This window comes from Paenibacillus sp. FSL E2-0178, from assembly GCF_038593005.1.
Classification (GTDB): Bacteria; Bacillota; Bacilli; order Paenibacillales; family Paenibacillaceae; genus Paenibacillus_AQ; species Paenibacillus_AQ phytohabitans.
Window position 1 is genome coordinate 7,572,133 of record NZ_CP151953.1, and the last position, 21,379, is coordinate 7,593,511.

Genomic DNA, 21,379 nt, shown 5'->3' on the forward strand with positions numbered 1-21,379 from the left:
CGTCAAGCTGTCCATAGAATTCATTGTTCACGGTGGGTATAGTGAAGGCTGTTAGCAGGCACTTATCCCCTGATCATGGAAGGAAGAGGACATAATGGGTACATATCAAAGAATTCATCCGCTGGTACAGGAAGGCATCGCTTCACGTAAGGCATATCTCGTAGGAGGGGGGATCGGCTCGTTGTCGGCAGCCGCTTTCCTGATCCGTGACGGCCATATGCCGGGACGGAATATTCATATCCTTGAGCAATCAGCGGTCTATGGAGGCTCGATGGACGGGGCGGGGAATGCGAAGGACGGCTACAGCGCCCGCGGCGGACGCGAGATCGAAGAGCATTTTGAATGCTTTATGGAGCTGTTCGGCTTCATTCCCTCATTAACCAATCCGGACCGGACGGTGCTGGATGAATTCCGTGAGCTGAACCTGGCAGAACCGATCGAATCCCACTGCCGTCTGGTAGAAAAGGAAGGGCAGCCCGCCGATTTCTCAACGCTGGGACTCTCCACTGCGCATGCGCTGCAATTGGGCAAGCTGACCCTCGCGACCGAAGAAAGACTCGGAGCGGTGACGATTGAGCAGTTTTTTGACCCGACCTTCCTGGAGACGAATTTCTGGTATTTCTGGCGCTCGATGTTCGCCTTCGAGAATTGGCATAGCGTAGTTGAGGTGAAGCGTTACATGGAACGCTTCATGCACCTGATCTCCGGGATGAACCAGCTGAAGGGGATCCTGCACACCGAATATAACCAGTTCGATTCACTGATTCTTCCTCTGATGAAATGGCTGGAAAGCCAGGGGGTCAATTTCGACAAAGGCCATCAGGTAACGGATCTGGAGCTTGATTTCACCGGCGGGGAGAAAACCGTAACCGCTATTCAGTTGCTCGTGAACGGAGAGCCTAAGACCCTCTCAACAGCACGCGGAGATCTGGTTATGGTCACCAATGGCTCGATGACAGAGAATTCTACCTTGGGTGATCTGGACCATCCGGCGATCTTGAACCGCTCTGTTACGGAGCGCGGCTGCTGGAGCCTCTGGGAGAAGCTTGCCGCGAAATCTCCGGATTTCGGCCACCCGGAAGTGTTCTGCGGGGACATCGACAAGTCCAAGTGGCTGTCGTTTACGATGACCTTTACCGATGACGATATTGTATTCCCGTATCTGCTGGAGCTGACCGGGGATGCCCCCGGTATGGGCGGCGTTGTGACCATCAAAGACTCCAGCTGGATGATGTCCTGGACCGCACCGAAGCAGCCGCATTTCATTAACCAGCCGGAGAATGTGAAGGTGCTCTGGGCCTACGGACTATTCCCGGATGCCGAAGGCGACTATATCAAGAAGAAAATGAGTGACTGCAGCGGACGCGAGCTTCTGGAGGAGCTGATGTACCATATCGGTCTGAAGAACCGCATTCCGGAGATTCTGGAGCATACGACCAATGTTATTCCTTGTATGATGCCTTATATTACTTCACAGTTCATGCCGCGTGTCGCAGGAGACCGCCCGCAGGTGGTTCCGCAGGGCAGCACCAATCTGGCCTTCCTTGGCCAGTTTGCCGAAGTTCCGGACGACTGTGTCTTTACCGTGGAATATTCGGTCCGCTCCGCGATGATGGCAGTGTACAATCTTTTGGCGCTGGAAAAAGAAGTGATTCCTGTCCATCCGAGTAAATATGATGTCCGGGTGCTGCTGACCGCACTCAGAACCTGCCTCGGCAACAAGCCGCTGCCGCTGGATAAGACGCTCGGACAGCTGCTGGCCGGAACGGTGATCTCCAAATTACTATAAAAGGTTAAGAAGTATAACATATATCAGGGGATGTTCCGGAGCCGAGAGCGGCTCCCAGGGACATTCCCTGTTTGTATAGCGCCAGCTTTCGACATATTCCTCCCGCAGAACATGGTACAGTAAGACTAAAATTTCTGCGGAGGAACCCCTATGAGAAAAATCTTAAGCCGTATAGGTCTCGGACTGCTGCTGCTGATTATTGCGGCAGTTGTGCTTTGCTTCTACTTCAATCAATTCACTTATGCCTACACACTGCTTGTAGTGCTGCTGTTCATATTTGGCGGGATGGGGCAGATGTATAAGCTGAAGAATGATGAGTACATGTATTCGAGGCATAACCAGAAAGATGAGTATGAGGAATACACAAGGTAAGAAGAATTACATAGCATAAGCAGATTGTGTTCCGGCCGCTCAAGGCATGCTCAAGCTCCGGCTGACATAGGATGGTATTAAGCAAGCGCTTTAACCATACAGTCACAGCAGGAGGGAAACCGCGTGAACGAGAGACTGGCAGCCTTAATTCTGCGGATTGACGCTATTGCCACGGATATCATTGTACCGCTGCGCCGCAAAATCATTAATGAAGCTGCCCTGCTTCAGCTATACGAGGCGCTGGATGAAACGTATCTGCTGATCGAGCATGAGAAGCAGATTGACCGGGAGCTCGCAGCTATTCTGTTTCTGATCTATTCACAGCTGGTCAGCCAGTCTAATTATGTGTATGACAAAAGCACCTTCGTCCCGCATATCGGCAAGCTGCAGGGATATATCCGCAGACTATTCGGCGGTACGCTTCAGAATGTATAGTGCGAAAGCCCCGGACATTTCCGCCTATTCAGCTGCAATGGAACAAGGCAACCTGACTCTTCAGATACATCCCATGCGGGATGTAATCGGGATACAGGTTGTCTTTTTTCATACCGGATATCCTGCGCGAAATGGATGATTAGAGACTTTCTATGTACAGGTTTATATTTGTCCATTGCCAAACAGTGACAAATTCATTTACAATATTACAATGATAATGAGAATCAATTTCATAGAAAACGGGTGACAGTCATGAATCAACAGGCAGTGTCCAGGAATGGGCTTGATCAGAGAGCAGAACCGCTCAAACTACGTTCGCGCCCTTGGGCGGCAACGCTGATCCTTATTGGCGGTTTGATTGCGCTGGCGCTGGGCATCGCTGTTTCAGTATCGTTTGGGGCAGCAGATATTAAGCTTTCTGTCGTGTGGACAGCAGTTTTTCACTTCAATCCGGATATTACAGAGCATCAGATTATCCGCGAGCTCAGGCTTCCGCGGGTTCTCGGCGGCGTGATGGTCGGAGCCAGCTTCGCAGTGGCGGGAGCGATCATGCAGGGAATGACCCGCAATCCGCTTGCGGATTCTGGACTAATGGGCATTAACTCGGGGGCGGGTTTTGCGCTGGCCATCTGCTTTGCTTTTTTTCCGAATTTATCGTTTATGTATCTTATTCTATATTCCTTCATCGGGGCCGGCGCCGGCGCCGGTATCGTCTATGGCATCGGTTCACTGGCCAAAGGCGGACTTACCCCGGCCCGGCTGGTACTGGCCGGAGCCGCCTTCAGTGCGCTGCTCTCGGCGCTCAGTGAAGGCGTGGCGCTGTATTTCAAAATCGGACAAGACCTCGCCTTCTGGTATGCAGGCGGCTTGGCCGGAACGAAATGGTTCCAGCTTCAGGTCATGTCTCCCTGGGTGATTGCGGCCCTCATCGGGGCGATTATCCTGTCCCGTTCCATTACGATGCTCAGTCTGGGGGAAGATATCGCCAGAGGACTGGGACAGCGAACCGGTCTGGTCAAATTGGCCGGGGCCTTAGTCGTCCTGATTCTGGCTGGCGCTTCGGTGGCAGTAGTAGGAGCGGTAGGGTTTGTCGGGCTGATTATTCCCCATCTGACACGTTATCTTGTAGGTGTGGATTACAGATGGATTATTCCCTGCTCCGCCGTGCTGGGTGCATTGCTCGTGGTAGGGGCGGATCTGACTGCCCGGATGATCAACCCGCCGCATGAAACGCCAGTAGGAGCAATTATAGCGCTGATCGGGGTTCCATTCTTCCTGTACCTGGCCCGCAAAGAAAGAAGGGAGCTGTAAAGATGCAGAGAACCAGAGTGGTTTCCTTCGAAGAAACAAGGCGTAAGCATGGTCTGACTGTACTTAGTGTGCTGGCTGTACTGATTATTATTATGTTCATTATAAGTGTGAATACAGGATACATACGTTTAACTCCGCTTGAGCTGCTGAATACACTGTTCGGCAAGGGGACGGACAAGCAGGAATTGATTCTGTTCCAATTCCGCTTGCCGCGTATTGTAATTTCCATCCTGATTGGAGCTGCACTGGCAGTTTCCGGAGCGGTGATGCAGGGGGTCTTCCGCAATGATCTGGCCGACCCGGGGATCCTCGGCATTAATGCCGGAGCCGGACTGATGGTCATGCTGATGGTGTCCTTCTATCCGACGACCTCTGCCGCACCTGTCTATCTGCTGCCGGTAGTTGCGTTTGTCGGGGCGGCCTTCACTGCCGCACTGATCTACAGCCTGGCTTATAAGCGGCATCAGGGAATTGCGCCGATCCGTCTGCTGCTCACCGGTGTCGCAGTTGCGGCAGGGATGAGTGCAGCGATGATTGTGCTGACGCTTCGCCTCGATCCGGACAAATATCAATTCGTCGCCACATGGCTTGCGGGCAGCATCTGGGGCACCAGCTGGAAATTTGTATTGTCCCTGCTTCCCTGGATTGTGATTCTCCTGCCCTACGTCATCTATAAGGCAAGGGTCATGAATGTGCTTAATCTGGGCGAGCAGACGGCTACCGGTCTGGGTGCCCATGTCACCAGGGAGCAGTTCCGCCTGTTGGCAGCGGCGGTCGGACTTGCCGCTTCAAGCGTAGCGGTAAGCGGCGGGATTGGCTTCGTCGGACTGGTCGGCCCGCATCTGGCCAGAAGGCTCGTGGGACCGAAGCATCAGCTGATGCTTCCCGCTTCAGCGCTGCTCGGCGCGCTGCTCGTCATCACTGCCGATACGATCGGCCGCCGGATTCTGCAGCCGTCTGAGATACCTACCGGTATCGTTGTTGCCGTTATCGGCGCTCCTTACTTTCTGTATTTGCTGGCCCGGACCAAATCTTAAATACACCTAGAAGCTGGAGGGAAACAAATGAACGAATCCATGGAATTATATGATGTAACGATAATTGGCGGTGGCCCCGCAGGTATGTATACGGCTTTTTATAGCGGAATGAGAGATTTGAAGACGAAGCTGATTGAAGCGAAGGAAGAGCTGGGCGGACGGATGCTGATCTATCCCGAGAAAATGATCTGGGATGTCGGAGGTGTTACACCGACGCTTTGCCGTAAGTTAATAGACCAGCTGGCAGAGCAGGCGCGGACCTTCGATCCGACCATTGTGTTCGGGCAGCAGATTGTGCATCAGGCGCGCCAGGAGGACGGGACTTATATCCTGACCTCGGCGACCGGTGAGCAGCACTGGACGCGGACCGTTATTCTCACCATCGGTTACGGTATTCTGCAGATGGCGAAGCTGGAGATTGAAGGCGCAGACCGCTATGAAGTGACGAACCTGCATTATACGGTGCAGGAGCTGGAGCCCTTCCGCGGCAAGCGGGTTCTGATCTCGGGCGGCGGCGACTCCGCCGTAGATTGGGCGAATGAACTGGAGGGGATTGCCGCCAGCGTGACCATCGTGCACCGCCGGGAGCGGTTCGGCGGCCATGAGAAGAATATCGTCCGCATGAAGGAATCCTCTGTGAATGTACGTGTACCCTATGCGGTTAACCAGCTGCACAGCAGCAATGGCGAGCAGATTGACCAGGTTACGATCAGCCATATCGAATCCGGTGAAAGTGAGCAGCTTGAAGTGGATGCCGTTATTGTCAACCACGGCCTCAAGAGTGATTTCGGTCCGTTGAAGGATTGGGGACTGGACATGGGGGAATGGTGGGCCAAGGTCAGCGGCAAGCTCGAAACGAATCTGCCGGGTATCTTTGCTGCGGGAGATTTCGTAGATTATGACAGTAAGGTAAGACTGATTGCCGGAACGTTCACGGATGCGGTGCTTGCCCTCAACAGCGCGAAGCTGTACATGGACCCTGAAGCGGATAAGGTGGCTTATGTCTCCTCGCATAACGACCGGTTTAAGGAGAAAAATAAGGCGCTTGGCGTAGTGGATGATCACTAGTCTAAACACATATAGGCTGTTCCTTACACGGGAGATTCCGTGCGGGGAGCAGCCTTTTTTTGAGTAAGCTTAGCTCTGGCGTAGCTTAGCACCGCGTTCCTCACACATTCCATAAGCTGCATAAAAAAAGGATAGCGGGCGAATAGTAAGTGCAGGAGGTGCTGATTATGGATAAGACAACCAAAGAATCCGGCCAAGCCGCACAAACAGTGGACAGCGCTGGCGGGAAACCCCACAATCCGCCTATCTCCCCTAATCTGGAAGAGAATATTACTCAAATCAAAGCCAGGCTGGGGAACAGCCCGGATCTTATCATACGTACTTATGAACTCATCAATCGGACGGCCCGGGTAGCTGCGGTATATATGATTGGCATTACGGACAGAGAAATGGTTGACCATTTCATTTCACATGTGATGTCCTTCGAATCTTTGAATGACGATATACGGCTCGCAGCAACAACAGCTGAAGTGTATTCCTATATCAAAGACAATGCGCTAAGCATCGGCAAGGAGAAGCTGGTTCAAGATATCAACGGACTGCTGGAAGCGCTGCTGTCGGGGGACACGATTATTCTGGTTGACGGACTCGGTGAAGCGGTGAGCGGGAGCACCTGCGGCGGTGAGGTCAGACCGGTATCCGAGGCATCGACTCAAGTGGCGATCCGCGGCTCGAAGGAAAGCTTCACGGAGACTATCAGTACCAATATCGCCCTGGTCCGCAAAATCATCAAGAATCCCGATCTCTGGACCGAAACGATGAAGCTTGGCGATGTGACCCACACCGATATCACCATCATGTATATCCATGGGATTGCAGATGAAGAGACGATCAAGGTATTCAAAAAAAAGCTTCAGGAAATCAAGGTGGATTCAATTCTGGAATCAGGCTACATTGAGCAGATTATTGAAGATAACAAGTATTCTCCATTTCCGACACTCTATAATACGGAACGGCCGGATAGTGTGGCGGGAAACCTGCTGGACGGACGGATTGCTATCTTTGTGGACGGCACACCGTTTGTACTGATTGCCCCGACTACCTTCTTTATGTTCTTTCATACCGTGGAGGATTACTATCAGCGTTACGATATCTCAACACTGATCCGGCTGCTGCGGTTCCTGTGCCTGCTTATCTCTTTATATGGGCCTGCAATCTTCGTGGCGGCGCTTAACTTCCACCAGGAGATGATTCCGACACCATTGCTGATTAATCTGGCCTCGCAGCGGGAAGGGGTACCTTTCCCTGCTTTCGTGGAAGCCGTCATGATGGAGGTTACCTTTGAGATCATCCGCGAAGCAGGTGTACGTATGCCGTCTCCGATCGGTCAGACGGTTTCTATTATCGGAGGTCTGGTGTTAGGGACTGCAGCGGTTCAGGCGGGAATTGTTTCTCCGGCTATGGTTATTGTTGTATCGCTTACAGGTATCTCCAGCTTCGCCACTCCGGCATTCAATATGGCACTCTCTATCCGGATGCTGCGGTTTATCATTATGGTCATTGCCGCTTTTATGGGGCTGTACGGTATCGCCATCTTTACAATTATGCTGATTGCCCACATGTGCAGCCTGCGGTCTCTCGGAGTGCCGTATATGTCGCCTCTGGGTCCGTTTGTGCCGGAGAATCAGAAGGACACCTTTCTCCGCTCTCCTCTGACTTTTATGAAGATCCGCAAACGGCTGCTGAACAAAGGCAACAGCTCCACAGCCCCCGGCAAAAAAACTGCAAAGAGGAACTCCTATGAACATTAAAGGCGTTATGCGCGTGATTTCTATGGGAGTCATTGTGCTGATGCTGAGCGGCTGCTGGAACAGCAGAGAATTAAATGACCTGGCTATCGTCAGCGGCATCGGTATAGATCTGGTACCGGAAACCAATGAATTCAAGGTGACATTTCAGCTGGTCAATCCATCCTCAACGGCTACAGGTTTTGGAGCAAGCGCGGGAGAGCCTTCCATTGTGATTGTTTCTGCTACCGACCGTACAATTTTCGGTGCTTTGCGCAAGGCCTCCAAGCGGGCAACGCGGCAGCTTTTTTTTGCCCACACCCAGCTTGTTGTCCTGGGAGAGTCCCTGGCCCGGAGCGGAATTAACGATGTATTTGACATCTTTGAGCGGTCGCATGAGCTCAGACTCAATTCGGCAGTGCTTGTTGCCCGCAACAACGATGCAGCATCTGTTCTGAAGATATTAACTGCAATAGAAAGTCTGCCTTCTTTGGGACTGGTCAAAAAGACGCAGAATACCTCGAGAGTATGGGGAGAGAACCGGACGATCGACGTATTCGATATTATTAACGGCATAACGGGCGAAGGGGATCTGACGATTAATGGAGTGTCTATTCAAGGGAACGCTTCTGAAGGCATGAAGAAATCCAATCTGGAACAAACCGTGTCACATGCTGGGACTGTTATGCATGGACTTGGCGCTTTTAGAGAGGGCAAACTGATCTACTGGATGAAGGATTCGGAAGCACGGGGTACGGAGTGGCTGCTTAACCGGATAGAAGAAACTATAATCAATATTGATTCTGTGGATAAGAAAGAGTCAATTGCAGTCAATATTGTGTATTCCAGAACGAAGGTGAAGATTGATATTCAGGGCGGGCTGCCGGTCTTTCATGTAAGTATCAGTGAAGAAGGAATTGTGAATGAAACCGATGGGTTCGTTGACCTCAGCAAGAGGGAAGAAATTGTGAAGCTTGAACAGGAGCTGCAGGAGCAGACCGGTAAAGATGTGAGGCAGGCCTTGCAAATGGCACAGCAGATGGAGAGCGATATTTTTAACTTCGGCAATGAACTGAAACGCAGCGATCCGCAAGGCTGGGCTTCCCTAGATAAGAAATGGGGCCATATCTTCGCTCAAGGGAAGCTGGATCTCCATGTGGAAGCGTACATCCGCAGTACCGGAATGAGCCTGAAGCCGTATCACCCCGCGCCCGAATAATCAGCTTTTTATGCAGAAATAAGGTGAATAGGTTTATGAGAAAAGAAGCGATCGGCCCCAGTCAGCTTTTTGCGATGATTGTTCTGTTCGAGCTTGGAACAGCGCTGGTTGTACCGGTGGGCCTGGAGAGCGGGCATGCGGTCTGGCTCTCCATCCTGATGGCGCTCCCCGGGGGCATTCTGCTTTATCTGGTGTTTACACATCTGTACCTGCAGTTCCCGGATCTGATCATCAGCGGCTATGCCCGTAAGATTCTCGGTCCCTGGATAGGCTGGACCGTAGGCCTGCTGTTTCTTCCGGTGCTGCTCTATAACGGCTCCAGAAATCTGCGTGAAGCGGGAGATCTGTTAATTTCAGCTTCATACGACAAAACTCCGATTCTTATCATTGATTCCATTATGATTATTGCGGTGATGTATATCCTGAGCTTGGGGATCGAGGTATTCGCCAGAACGGCGGAGATTTTCTTCTGGATCATCATTGTCATGGGATTGATCTGTATTTTTATTGTCATTGCTGCCGGACTGGTGGAGCTTAAGAATTTGTTTCCGATTCATGGCAATGATCTCTGGGAGGCTCTGGGCTCTGCCTACCCTAACATTTGGATTTTTCCGTTCGGGGAGGTCGTGTGCTTCACGACTATACTTCCGCACTTCAGCAAATCAAGGAAGATTAAGAAAACCGGCATCGTGGCCATCACCTTAAGCGCTTGTCTGCTTAGCTTCACCCATGCCATTGAGATGGGAGTGCTCGGAGAGAACCTTTACAGCCGGACAACCTTTCCGATGTTTACCACCATCACACTCGTCAATGTAGCCAACTTCATCCAGCGTCTGGATGCACTGGTTATGCTTACACTCATTATCGGGGTGTTCTTCAAGATGACGGTTTATTGCTATGCTGCTGTGGCCATAACTGCAGATCTCTTCAAGGTCCGCGATTCCAAAAAACTGGTGATTCCGGCGGCGGTGGTCATGCTGTTCAGCTCTTTCGTCAGTGCGGAGAATTATCCGGTGCATATGAGTGAAGGCAAGGTTTTTCTGGAGAATATCCTGCCGATTTTCTGCGCGGTAATACCGGTTCTGCTGTTTCTTATTCACCGTGTCCGGAGGAAATTCGGCCTGTACCGTTAAGTTTCGCTGGAGATTAGCGGCTGCGTTTGAGGGCGCCGGCGACAACCTGAATCAAAGGGAGTGCCAGGAAGATCACCACACATATCGCTTCCTGCAGTGTGGTTGTGGCAAAGATTACCGAAAGAGAATGCAACGATGCACTCGCGCTGATTCCTGATAAAACATCAACCAGTGTGAGCATTAGCAAGGTGAGGACGGCTAACAGGACATAAATAGCGAGAATTTTCATGGGCGATGCTCCTTAGGCTCCGCAAGCTGATTTGCCGGTTCCGGGCAGGCGGGCTACAGGTATTATCTCCATTTATGGGATCAGTAATCAACAAAAAAGCTGCCGGGAGCCCGTTAAGGCTGCCCAGACAGCTTCATGATCATTCATTTATTGCCCCGAAGTCAGCCAGTCCGCCAGCTCTTCTGTCTGTGCCAGAACGGCGATCGGATCATAATACCAGGAACGTTCTTCTTTCCATACATAGATGTGTCCGTTCTTGACAGCAGGCAGGCTGCCCCAGATCGGATCTGCCTGGAAGTCTTCTACAGTCTGTGTATTATCGGTCACAACGAGATAATCACCCGCATATTTGCCCAGCGTCTCGGCGGATAATTCTGCCCACTGCTTCTCCATTATTTCAGCAGCCACTTCGGTTGGCGGCTTCCGTCCCAGTGCCTGATAGACCGGCTGTCCGCCTCGTCCGAAGTTGTCCCCATATACCCAGGTGGACTTGTCGGCATGCTCCAGGATGCTGAAGGTGGCATCAGCGGGAATCGCTGCATCCACACGGGCCTTGGCTGCGGCGATGCGCTTATCATAATCTGCCAGCCAGTCCGCAGCTTCCTGTTCTTTGCCCAGCAGCTTGCCGAAATAAGTCAGCTCCGCGTGGGCGTCCTTCAGATCACCGTACGGCACAATGACGGTAGGGGCAATCTGGCTCAGTGTCTCATAGCTGTCGGCATTGCCGGAGATGATGAGGTCCGGGTTCAGGGCGATAATATTCTCCGGTGACATCTTTCCGTAAGTACCGGTATCAGTGACTCCGGTAAGTGATTCTTTGAAATACATATTCTCCAGCGTCAGTCCGGGAGCACCCACGGGGATTGTATTCAGAGCAATCAGGCTGCCCAGATACTCTTCGGCAACAATCCGCTGCGGTGCTGTCGGCACTTCAATATCTCCATTTACAGTTGTTACTGTTTTGAAGGCGGGAGCTGCGGTTGCGGTTGGAGTCTCCGGCTGCGGGGACGAAGCAGGAGCTTCTGTAGCATTAGCAGCAGCAGAACCGGTGCTATTATTGGATGTGTTATTTCCACAAGCTGAGGCAAGAAGCGTCAGTGCCAGCAGCAACGGGAAGACGATCCATTGTTTCCGGGAAATAGGGCTTGAATACGGTTTTTTCAAGATGTATGCCTCCTTATGTAGAACGATTATCATTCTCAATAACACTTTACAGATTTTGTCCTGTTTACACTATGGCTGAATGTGATGTCCGGCTATGTAAATTTATGATGTCAGCGCCTGCAGGAGCACCCTGAGCTGGGCTTCGGAAGAGAGCGGATCAAATCCGTAGAACATGGCAGGCTGATTCAGGAAATAGATTCTGCTGCCGGAAGCGGACGCCTGATTCTGCTGTACTGCACGATGAAGAAAGGAACGGAGCGGCTCCCGCATCTCGGCCGTTCCGGCGCTGCAGGTAATGAATATATGATCCGCGGGGTAGCGGGCGACGTCACTGAAGGCAACCTCCAGATAACCTTGGCGGAGGAGTCCCTCGCTTACAAGGCTGCTTGGGGGCCGGAAGCCCAGATCATTATACAGAATCTGAGATCCGTGGCCATAGCTGCTGCTGAAGCAGTATGCAGCGTCTCTGCCAATCTCCCAGACGACTGCGGTTCCCCGGGGACCGATCCGGCGGTCGAGCTGTTGATTGGCCGCGTTGCATTGTTCGTCATAGACATTCAGCCAGGCATCCGCCTGTGGTCTGCGGCCGGTGACCTCCGCAATCAGCCGGAATTGTTCCCGCCAGTCCATTTGCATAAAGGGGATTTCAATAACCGGAGCTAACGACATCAGCTGCTTATTCTTGTCAGGCAGGGAGTAGCTGATAATCACATCCGGCCGGGCAGAAGACAAGCGTTCATATAGACCTGTGGAGCTGCTTCCTTCATTTAGCAGCTTATGCTTGGACGGAACAGGCTGCAGCCTCTCCATCCAAGCCGAATATACTCCAAGCCGGGGAACAACCTCAAGCGCCTGCAGGCTGGCCGTGTGATTGAAGTTCAGCGATACCACGGATTTATTCTTGCGGTGATAGGCTGCAGGAGAAAGACCCACGACCTGTTTGAACTTGCGGCTTAAATAGGTGCCTTCACCATAACCAACTTCAAGCGCCAGCGTGCTCAGATTCGGGGCTCCTGTCAGAATGCGCTTCTGGGCTTTGCGGATGCGCAGCAGTGTTACATATTCATTAAAGGTCTGACCGGTGGATTTGCGGAAAGCACGGGAGAAGTGCTCCGGGGTAACTCCGGCAAGCTCTGCCGCCTGCCCTCTCGTTAAATCCTCATTATAATGGGATTCTATATATTGCAATACACGGTCCAGCCAATGAAGCAGCGGCTCCGTGTTCTCAGCAGCGCTGTGATACAGCTCAGTGAGCAGTTCTGTGAACAGCTGCTGCACTGCAAAAGGCTGATGCTCTTCCGGCTGGCTCCAGCTGCCCAGCAGCCGCGACGCCATCGCGCAAACACGGGGCGCACAGCTGCGGAGCGGTGCACCGTTGTTCAGCGGGCTGGAAGGATTGCTGCTTCCTGAGAGAGTGATATATTCGATCCACACCCCCTGCAGGTTATGGCTGTGCTGCAGGGTGAGGTGTGCAGAGCTGTCACAGCATAAGGTACTGCCGCTGGATACACGGGTAAGCGCACCGTCCCACTCCATCGTTCCGCTGCCTCCTGTAACTATAATCAGCAGGGAAGAGAAGGGCGGGCTGGAGATTTCCCGGTTAGAAGCGGCCTTGTCCAGTGCAGCAATCCGCACCGGGACATAAAAACTATGAGGATAAGGCAATGAACTGCCGGTTGGTGGTTTATGCATGTTCAGAGTCACTCTTTTCTTGGGTGATAATCATTCTCAATACAGTATAACAGTCTTTCCCCCTATTGACGATCCTCTGATTGGTAAGTAGAGTTTAGGGAGACAGACAAACAGGGTATTGTTGTACTAGAGGGGGCGGGAATTCCATGACGACCTGGAATCTGCAAGGGACGGTCAGCCATCTGCTGATCTGTAACGGAAGCGACTGCAAGAAGCATAAGGGTGAAGAGGTCGCTGACGCGATAGAGGATGAAATCGGGAAGCAAGGGGCAGATAGCCTGATTCATACTACAGTAACCCGCTGCAACGGAAGATGTTCGGATGCGTGTGTAGTCATCTCATATCCGGAAGGCGTATGGTACAGGGATATCACCCCCAAATCAGCCAAAAGCCTGGTACGCAAGGTGCTGAAGGGTGAACGGCTGGAAGAGAATGTTCTCTACACTTATGATGAAGGACTGAAAGCCGCAATTGAAAAAGGGGCAAAGGGTAAAAAGAAGAAATAAAATATGAAAGAACAATGCAGTCCTCCACTGGAAAATTTTCGGTGGAGGATTGTTTATTTTTGTCAGACGGAGGATTATGATGGATAGAAAAGATAGAGTAAGGGGGAAGCGGGATGTTTGTGGATTTCGAGCCGGATGACCGTGTGCTGCACAGCGAAGCGTTCTTACAGGAAGAGGTGGAATATAATCTCCTTCACCTTATCACCGGAAACCCGGAATCGCTCCGGATCAAGACAGCCGAGGATCATCTGATCTTTGCGCACACGGAAGGGCATAACCCCTGGTTATGGATTGCACCGGAGGTAGGTGCAGATCAGCGCAGAGCCCTGGTTCGCCAGCTTGTGGAGCGGCTGAAGGGCCACGGATTGTCAGGGGTTAACGGGACTAAGGAGACAGGCAGGCTGTTTGCAGAGGCTTATTGTGAGAATACAGGCAAGCTGTATCATGACCATATGATCATGGAAGCCTATCATTGCCCGCAGGTGAAGAAGCCCGCTAATGTCAGCGGTAAGCTGCTGCAGGCAGATGCTGGCTATATCCCGGTCATTGCAGACTATTTGGCCGGCTTTGTGAAGGATGCGTTCGGCACCGAGAATGCACCGGAGAATTTCCTCGGCTATGCCAGGGATATTACCGAATCCGGCAAGCTCCGCCTGTGGATGGTACAGGATAGGCCTGTGTCCATGGCGAATCTGGCCCATCTGTCCTCCAGGCATGCCCGGATTAATGAAGTGTTCACTCCGCAGGACTGCCGTAAGCAGGGCTATGCCAGTGCTGCTGTAGCAGAGCTGTGCGCTGAGCTGCTGGGCAAGGGAATCACGCCTATGCTCTATGCCGATGCCGCAAACCCGGATTCCAACAAAGTCTATCAGTCGATCGGTTTTGAGCGGACCGGCAGTATTGTTGATTTGCGGTTTCAGTAAGCCGGTTTGTCCGGTGGAGAATACAGGTGAGGGAGTGTCTAAGAATGCTGCAGGGAATGAAAATAATTGTGACCGGGGCCGCTTCGGGAATCGGTAAGGCGATCGTCAAGCTTATTCTGCAGGAAGGGGCTGAAGTGATTGCCTGTGATCTGGATGGCCTGCGTCTTGAAGAGCTGAAGGCCGAAACGGAGTCGGATAAGCTCTGTTCCTACCGGTTGGATGTGGGCAATTATCGCGAGGTGGAACAATTCTTCGCATACATACAGCAAGAATATGCTGAGGTTAACGGTCTGGTCAATAATGCAGGCATATATCTGGGGCGCAGTCTGCTGGAGTATACCCCCGAAGATATAAGTAGGGTAATGGATATCAATATCAAGGGATATGTCTATTTCTCGCAGGGCTTCGGGCGCCTGCTGCTGAACCGGAAGCGTCAGGGGGCCATCGTGAACATGTCCTCCGTATCCGGTCAGGAAGGAAGCTCGGATGCCATCTATGGCTTGACCAAGGCAGCTATACTCGGCTTGACCAAAAGCTGCGCCATGAACTTTGCCCCTCATATCCGGGTGAATGCAGTTGCCCCGACGATGACTAGCACTCCGATGATGGATCATATCCCCGCCTGGAGACAGCAGGAATATCAGGAGCATCAGCTAATTCCGGAGCCGCTGCAGGCGGAGGATATTGCCGATACGGTGGTTTTCATGCTAAGCCGCAAAGCACGGGCCTACACCGGGGCGACTTTTGATATTAACAATGGCTGTTACTTGCGCTGAACCGCTGGCCTTCTTACCGGAGCTGCGGGAGGGCTGGATGACCGCCTGAATTGCGGGGATATTATCTGTCGGCTCAGGTGGTGCATCACGACCTGCCTGCAGCGATCCTGACAGAGTTTGAACCGGATCCCTTTTGTAGTAATCCGCTCCATTTCGGATCATGCGGGTGAGGATAGCGTAGAAGCTTTTGAGAGCAATGTTGAGACGTTTTCGCTGAACTCCCTGGCTTTGGTGGAAGGTCTGCTGGTTGGCCTGCAGTCTTCACTGCACTAGAGCTTTTTTGGCGGGGCAGAAAATTTGACTTGCAGCCTCCGTGTTGACTATGCTAATACAAAGTGCAATTAATCACACTTATATCGTAAGTGTTGCAGCAGGGGGGCGGCAGTATATGGATAGACGTCAGGTCTGGCCGGATAAATTCAAAAAGTTTTTTCTGAATAACAAGTTTGTGGTGGGGCTTTTAATTGCGTTGCTGATTGGTGTTACTGTGCTCGTATTCTCCAAGATTCCGTTTATATTCAAACCGTTGTCAGTGCTTCTGCATACAGTGGCAGCGCCGCTGCTTCTCTCGGGAGTTGCCTATTATCTGCTGAATCCGCTGGTTGACCGCCTGGAGCGGAGAAGCAAGGTGAAGCGCGCTTACGGAATTGTTACGATGTACCTCGTAATAGCCGGAATTATTACACTGATCCTGCTGATGGTTATTCCGATTATCCGTACCCAGCTGATGGGGCTGATCGACAATTTCCCGATATACAGCGCCCAGATTCAGGAGGAATTCCTACATCTGACGGGCAGTGAATTTTTCGGAAAGATTCAGGAAAGTGTGGGTACGGATCTCAGTGATATCACCGGCAAGGTGACTACCTGGGGCACCTCGTTCATCAATAATGCCGCCAGTGGCGTAGGCAGCTTCGTAGGCACTTTGACAGAGATTGTCCTGGCAGTGGTGACTACGCCGTTCATTCTGTTCTATCTGCTGCGCGATGGCAAAAGACTGCCCGACTACCTGATGCGGTTCATTCCAACTGCACTGCAGCCGCAGTCCCGGATGGTCATGCAGGAAATGAACAGCCAGGTGGCATCCTACATCCGCGGGCAGATTATTGTCAGCTGCTGTATCGGTGCATTGCTCTATATTGGTTATCTGATCATCGGGCTGGAGTATTCCCTGGTACTTGCTATCGTTGCCGCTTGTACTGCGGTAGTCCCTTATCTGGGACCGGTGATCGCGATTACGCCTGCATTGGTGGTAGCCATGGTAACCTCGCCGTTTATGCTGCTCAAGATGGTGATTGTCTGGACTGCCGTCCAGCTGATCGAAGGGAAGTTTATCTCTCCGCAGATCATGGGTAAAACGCTGAAGATTCATCCGATCACGATTATTTTTGTAATTATTTTTGCCGGCAAAATGTTCGGGGTACTGGGCATCATTCTCGCGGTACCGGGTTATGCCGTACTCAAAGTAGTGGTTACCCATATCTTCCAGTGGTTCCGTTTCCGCTCCGGACTCTATAAAGTGATTGAAGAAAAAGCTGAGGAATAAAGCGAAAAGGATGAGTGTAATGACAGGACAACTAGTGACTACAGCCTATGGGCAACTGCAGGGAGAAGAGAGCGGCGGAGTGAATGTCTGGCGCGGAATCCCGTTTGCTGCCCCTCCTGTCGGAGAGCTGCGCTTTCGTGCACCGCAGCCGCCGGAGCCCTGGAATGCTGTAAGGGAGGCGAAGGAATTCGGCCCGGTCAGCCTTCAGCCGGTAAGTACCAGCGGTACGCGCTTTGGCGGCAGCAATCCGGTGTACTCTGAAGATTGCCTGTACCTGAATGTCTGGTCACCGGCAGCAACGCAGGAGGATGCCCTGCCGGTCATGGTCTGGATTCATGGGGGCACCTTTGTAACCGGTGCGGGCAGCCAGCCGATGTTTGACGGTGCCCACATGGCGGCAAGCGGCCGGGTTGTGCTTGTTACGGTGAATTACCGGCTCGGTCCGCTAGGATTCATGCATCTGTCCCCGCTGGGCGCGGGGCTTGGCTCCAATCTCGGACTGCTGGACCAGATTGCCGCTCTGGAATGGGTGCGGGAGAATATCGCCGCATTTGGCGGTGATCCCGGGAATGTTACGGTGTTCGGGGAATCGGCGGGCAGCATGAGCATTGCCGCGCTGCTGGCGATGCCGGCGGCCAAGGGGCTGTTCTCGCGTGCGATTATGGAGAGCGGTGCAGGGCAGAGCCTGAGCGGTCAGCAGGGGAAACAGATTGCAGCGGCCTTCCTGGCGGAGCTCGGTCTTCAACCCGGCGGTGACACGCAGCTGCTGCATACACTGCCCGCCCAGCAGATCATGGAAGCGGCCGGACGGATGGCGTACAAGCTATCCGGGAATTCGCTGAGCATGTATTTCCAGCCGGTTATTGAGCCGCTGACCTTGCCGGTGGAACCGGCGCAGGCGGTACGCGAAGGAGAGGCAAGCGGCATCCCGCTGCTGATCGGGACGAATCTCCACGAAGGCAATCTGTTCTTCCGTGAAGGGCAGGCAGGCGAAAGCTTCGACCGTTCACTCAAGTCGCTGGAGCTGCTGATGGGCATCGAAGACCTCTCAGAGCTGACCTCCGATTACAGCAAAACCTGGGAAGGGCAGGCCGAGGTGCTGACCGATCTGTTCTTCTGGGCCAGCTCCATTTCGTTCGCGGAGAAGCAGCTGAATCACGCTCCGGTCTGGATGTACCGGTTCGACTGGACCGTCACCGGCCATCCGCTGCTGGAGAAGGCCATTCACGGAGCGGAAATTCTCTACGTGTTCAACAACCTGCCGCTGCTGAAGCAATACGGCCTGACGGTAACCCCTGAGATGGCAGGGGTGGCCGAAGCGATGCAAAGAGCCTGGACCGCCTTTGCCCACTGTGGAGATCCGTCTGCACCGGAACTTGCGTGGCCGCAGTACACACCTGCGCAGCGTGCTACGCTGCTGTTCGATCAAGTCTCGCGTGTAGTGAACGATCCGGACGGAGAGAAGCGCAGCCGGATTTTTGAGCATTACGCAGGGTGAACGCGGCTTTTGATTTCAAGAAGGCGCGATAACCGGAATGAGGGGCAGAAGTGCCCCTGAATTCGCAGATAGTGTACAGGAAGCGGAAATGAGGGGCAGAAGTGCCCCTCGTTCCGCAGAATTGGCCCAACTACGGCAAACTTTATTGATCATGAAAAAAGCAGCAGCCCTTACCGGAGAGTCTAATTCTCCGGCAAGAGGGCTGCTGCTTTTTAAGTTATACTCGGTGCACGCCACCGAATCAGGAACATGCGGTCCGAAATCATTAGTTCACCGGGGTATAACCCGTCTTCTCGACCAGCTCCTGTCCTTCCGGGGACAGAATCCAGTCCAGAAATGGCTCAATATTGGGGTTGGTGCTTCCCGCAGTTACTGCGTAGAATTCTGCTGCGAAGGGGTATGCCCCGCTGCGGATGCTCTCCTTGGCGGGAGGCACGCCCTCGATCTCCAGCAGCTTAATCTCATCGCTGGCGTTCATCTCTGAGGCGTAGAACAGGAAGCTGAAGCCAAGCGCATTATTATAATTGCGGTAGCTGGCGGTCAGGCTGATAATCCCGCTCATGACGTCTGCAACATTCTCCTTCGGGGGACTCATCAGCGTCCGGTCCTTCATGATTTTCTCAAGCATGGTCTGGCTGCCGCTGTTCTCGTCCCGTTGAAACGCCCGGATGGACGCCTTCTTGCCGCCGACCTGCTTCCAATTCGTCAGTGTGCCGGAGTAGATATCCTTCACTTGCTCAGTGGTCAGTCCATTAACCGGATTGCGCTTGTTGACAAAGAAGACGAATGCTTCACGTCCTATAGGGGTAAGCTTCAGCTCACGGCCTGCCAGCTTTGCTTGTTTGGTCTGGGCAAGTGAGGGGGCCGCAGCAAAGATGATATCCGCATCTCCCTTAATCAGCCGTTTGTAGGCTTCGGTGGTGGTGGTACATAACACGAGATCATTACCGACCTCGTAAATACTATGGTTATAAGTATCGGGCGGATACACCGCTTGAACAAAAGCGGAATATAGCGGATAGAGTGCAGTTGCGCCATCCAGCCGGGGCATTTGTTCCTGAATATGATAGGCTGCCTTATGATCCAGGCTGGCGGCTTTGGTATTTACTTCAAAAGGTGCGTACTGGAACAGATTGACCTCCTGCTCCCTTACTTCGGCAAGACTGTTCACATAAGCCTGCCTGATCTCATGACCTGCTACGCTCAGCAGGCAGATTCCGGCAAAAGCCGCGAGCGCGGTCAGGCGGAACCGTTTGCTGAAGAGTTCAAAGATAGAGATTACAGCGAATACTGCAAGTCCGGCCGAAGCGGCGAGGACGAGCGGTGCATAGAACAGCAGGCCTCCGGTAAATGTAGCCATGATATAAGCAATGAAGCCTATGATTGTGATGACGGCTAAGGCAAGGATAGAGAATAACAGCTTGGTTTCAAATGATCTTTTCACAGCGTCCTCCGTTAGGGTTACTATAATATGGATAAAAAGTGTATTCGTATCTTATTCTATAATAAGGCTCCGTTTCTGCCAAACTATGCAGTTCGTGTAATTACGAAATGATGCATTTTCTCGGAAAAATGATCGTACGATGAAAAAAATGCGTATATTTTCATAAAAAGGCTAGACGAATTCATGAAACGGAGTTATCCTGAGATTGTGAAAAAAATAACAGAATACAAGATTCTCGGGGTAAGGTGAAATTCCTGACCGGCGGTGATGTTCCAAGTGAGCTAAGCCCGCGACTCGTTACTCTTTTACAAGAGGAAGCGACTGATCTGGTGACAATCCAGAGCCGACGGTAAAGTCCGGATGGGAGAGGATCATAAGGTAAAGGCAGCGGGTGTATTCCCTGATGTCTTTATTGATAATGGCCCCCGTTGTTTGCCCTGTTTACAGGTGACGCGGGGGCTTTTGGTCTCTTATCGAGGGTTTGTATCGACAAGGAGAATGAATGATGAGTAATGTATCTGCTTCATCTCAAGGAGTCCGTACCGCACCGCTGCGCAGCGGATTCTGGCTGGTAGTTCTGGGGGCAGCCCTATGGGGTGTTGACCCGCTGTTCCGTATTATCCTGCTGAAATCCCTGACCTCTTCACAGATCGTCCTGCTGGAGCATGTTGTGCTCTTCCTGGTTGCTGCACCTGTAATGTGGCGCCAGCGCGCCGAACTGAAGGGGATCCGCCTTCGTCAAGCCGGGGCCCTGCTGGTTGTGTCATGGGGAGGTTCGGCCATAGCTACAATCCTGTTCACCAAAGCATTGTCCAGCGGAGATTTCAATGCTGTACTGCTGCTGCAAAAGCTGCAGCCGCTCTTCGCCATTGGTCTGGCCGCTGTTATCCTTAAAGAACGCCTGCCTAAGAATTTCGCACCGCTTATCATTGTTGCACTATTAGGCACTTACCTGCTTACCTTTGGCTGGACGATTCCATTCGGCCATGTGAACAGCTTCATGGGTGTAGGCAGTCTTATGGCGCTGGGCGCCGCCGCATTATGGGGCGGGTCGACTGTCATGGGCCGCTATCTGCTGGGTTCCATGAAATATGAAACGGTAACTTCCCTGCGCTTTATTCTGGCTTTGCCGCTTTTATTCGTGATCACCAGCATGGAGGGAGCCCCGTGGCAGATTACCGGCGGAATCAGCGGTTCGGCCGCTGTTGCCATTAATCTCCTGCTGCAGGCTCTGCTGCCCGGATTGCTCAGCATGCTGCTCTATTACAAAGGCCTGAACACAACCAAGGCTTCTGTAGCCACGCTGGCTGAACTCAGCTTCCCGATGACAGGGATTCTGATTAACTGGATTGTATATCATCAGCTAGTGACTCTGCCGCAAATTATCGGCTTCGCATTGATCTGGACGGCGCTGTTCTTTATTTCGAGCCAGCAGAGCCGTCAGGGACATCAAGCTGAGCTTACCAAACAGAATTAACATCGGATAGCCGCAGCCTGAGGGGACGACCCC

General features: G+C 52.4%; 20 protein-coding genes and 1 riboswitch. Of the genes, 16 read left to right on the plus strand and 4 right to left on the minus strand.

Features of this window, described 5'->3' with window-relative positions; all coding sequences use genetic code 11:
• Positions 1–94: 94 nt before the first annotated feature.
• The 9 genes from MHI42_RS32520 to MHI42_RS32560 all read left to right on the plus strand — a co-directional run bounded on the left by MHI42_RS32520 (position 95) and on the right by MHI42_RS32560 (position 10,091).
• Entirely contained in the window at positions 95–1,789 is a 1,695-nt protein-coding gene (locus tag MHI42_RS32520) for an oleate hydratase (RefSeq protein WP_342421851.1), read from the plus strand.
• 150 nt (positions 1,790–1,939) lie between these two features.
• On the plus strand, positions 1,940–2,161 hold the full coding sequence (locus tag MHI42_RS32525) for a hypothetical protein (protein ID WP_039300264.1): 222 nt from the start codon (positions 1,940–1,942) through the stop codon (positions 2,159–2,161).
• Positions 2,162–2,284: 123 nt separating this feature from the next.
• Positions 2,285–2,596, plus strand: a complete 312-nt coding sequence (locus tag MHI42_RS32530; protein WP_039300260.1) for a hypothetical protein — start codon at positions 2,285–2,287, stop codon at positions 2,594–2,596.
• 252 nt (positions 2,597–2,848) lie between these two features.
• Positions 2,849–3,907 carry an iron ABC transporter permease gene (locus MHI42_RS32535; RefSeq protein WP_342421852.1) on the plus strand — a complete coding sequence of 353 codons (1,059 nt, stop codon included), beginning with the start codon at positions 2,849–2,851 and terminating at the stop codon, positions 3,905–3,907.
• A gap of 2 nt (positions 3,908–3,909) precedes the next feature.
• Positions 3,910–4,944, plus strand: coding sequence for an iron ABC transporter permease (locus MHI42_RS32540; protein WP_042138674.1), 1,035 nt, complete (start codon positions 3,910–3,912; stop codon positions 4,942–4,944).
• A gap of 27 nt (positions 4,945–4,971) precedes the next feature.
• Positions 4,972–6,012, plus strand: a complete 1,041-nt coding sequence (locus MHI42_RS32545; RefSeq protein ID WP_342421853.1) for an NAD(P)/FAD-dependent oxidoreductase — start codon at positions 4,972–4,974, stop codon at positions 6,010–6,012.
• A 167-nt stretch (positions 6,013–6,179) separates the two neighbouring features.
• Positions 6,180–7,763 (plus strand): spore germination protein, encoded by a 1,584-nt coding sequence (locus tag MHI42_RS32550; RefSeq protein ID WP_342421854.1) that lies wholly within the window; start codon positions 6,180–6,182, stop codon positions 7,761–7,763.
• Positions 7,753–8,958: a Ger(x)C family spore germination protein gene (locus MHI42_RS32555; protein WP_342421855.1), complete on the plus strand. Its 1,206-nt coding sequence runs from the start codon at positions 7,753–7,755 to the stop codon at positions 8,956–8,958. Before MHI42_RS32550 ends, MHI42_RS32555 begins: the two co-directional genes overlap by 11 nt.
• Before the next feature lie 35 nt (positions 8,959–8,993).
• Positions 8,994–10,091 carry a GerAB/ArcD/ProY family transporter gene (locus tag MHI42_RS32560; protein WP_342421856.1) on the plus strand — a complete coding sequence of 366 codons (1,098 nt, stop codon included), beginning with the start codon at positions 8,994–8,996 and terminating at the stop codon, positions 10,089–10,091.
• A gap of 13 nt (positions 10,092–10,104) precedes the next feature.
• On the opposite strand, the gene MHI42_RS32565 is transcribed toward MHI42_RS32560, so the two are convergent.
• From MHI42_RS32565 to MHI42_RS32575, 3 genes are all read right to left on the minus strand, one after another.
• On the minus strand, positions 10,105–10,320 hold the full coding sequence (locus MHI42_RS32565; RefSeq protein WP_342421857.1) for a hypothetical protein: 216 nt from the start codon (positions 10,318–10,320) through the stop codon (positions 10,105–10,107).
• Between the two features lie 147 nt (positions 10,321–10,467).
• Positions 10,468–11,484 (minus strand): ABC transporter substrate-binding protein, encoded by a 1,017-nt coding sequence (locus MHI42_RS32570; protein ID WP_342421858.1) that lies wholly within the window; start codon positions 11,482–11,484, stop codon positions 10,468–10,470.
• 102 nt (positions 11,485–11,586) lie between these two features.
• Entirely contained in the window at positions 11,587–13,176 is a 1,590-nt protein-coding gene (locus MHI42_RS32575) for a helix-turn-helix domain-containing protein (protein ID WP_342421859.1), read from the minus strand.
• Positions 13,177–13,322: 146 nt separating this feature from the next.
• Between MHI42_RS32575 and MHI42_RS32580 the strand changes: the two genes are divergently transcribed.
• The 6 genes from MHI42_RS32580 (at position 13,323) to MHI42_RS32605 (ending at position 18,425) form a co-directional block, all read left to right on the plus strand.
• A complete protein-coding gene (locus tag MHI42_RS32580) occupies positions 13,323–13,682 on the plus strand; it encodes a (2Fe-2S) ferredoxin domain-containing protein (protein WP_039301636.1) in 360 nt (119 codons plus the stop codon).
• 113 nt (positions 13,683–13,795) lie between these two features.
• A complete protein-coding gene (locus tag MHI42_RS32585) occupies positions 13,796–14,605 on the plus strand; it encodes a GNAT family N-acetyltransferase (RefSeq protein WP_342421860.1) in 810 nt (269 codons plus the stop codon).
• A gap of 44 nt (positions 14,606–14,649) precedes the next feature.
• On the plus strand, positions 14,650–15,381 hold the full coding sequence (locus MHI42_RS32590; RefSeq protein ID WP_342421861.1) for an SDR family oxidoreductase: 732 nt from the start codon (positions 14,650–14,652) through the stop codon (positions 15,379–15,381).
• A gap of 117 nt (positions 15,382–15,498) precedes the next feature.
• Positions 15,499–15,654: a hypothetical protein gene (locus MHI42_RS32595; protein ID WP_342421862.1), complete on the plus strand. Its 156-nt coding sequence runs from the start codon at positions 15,499–15,501 to the stop codon at positions 15,652–15,654.
• Between the two features lie 115 nt (positions 15,655–15,769).
• Positions 15,770–16,927: an AI-2E family transporter gene (locus tag MHI42_RS32600; RefSeq protein ID WP_342421863.1), complete on the plus strand. Its 1,158-nt coding sequence runs from the start codon at positions 15,770–15,772 to the stop codon at positions 16,925–16,927.
• A gap of 19 nt (positions 16,928–16,946) precedes the next feature.
• Positions 16,947–18,425, plus strand: a complete 1,479-nt coding sequence (locus MHI42_RS32605) for a carboxylesterase/lipase family protein (RefSeq protein WP_342421864.1) — start codon at positions 16,947–16,949, stop codon at positions 18,423–18,425.
• 265 nt (positions 18,426–18,690) lie between these two features.
• Here MHI42_RS32605 and MHI42_RS32610 read toward each other — a convergent pair whose 3' ends face one another.
• Complete coding sequence (locus MHI42_RS32610; RefSeq protein ID WP_342421865.1) at positions 18,691–19,869, minus strand: substrate-binding domain-containing protein; 1,179 nt, start codon at positions 19,867–19,869, stop codon at positions 18,691–18,693.
• 227 nt (positions 19,870–20,096) lie between these two features.
• Positions 20,097–20,245, plus strand: a riboswitch (FMN riboswitch).
• A 129-nt stretch (positions 20,246–20,374) separates the two neighbouring features.
• Here MHI42_RS32610 and MHI42_RS32615 point away from each other — a divergent pair.
• Positions 20,375–21,346: a DMT family transporter gene (locus tag MHI42_RS32615; protein WP_039301658.1), complete on the plus strand. Its 972-nt coding sequence runs from the start codon at positions 20,375–20,377 to the stop codon at positions 21,344–21,346.
• Positions 21,347–21,379: the final 33 nt, after the last annotated feature.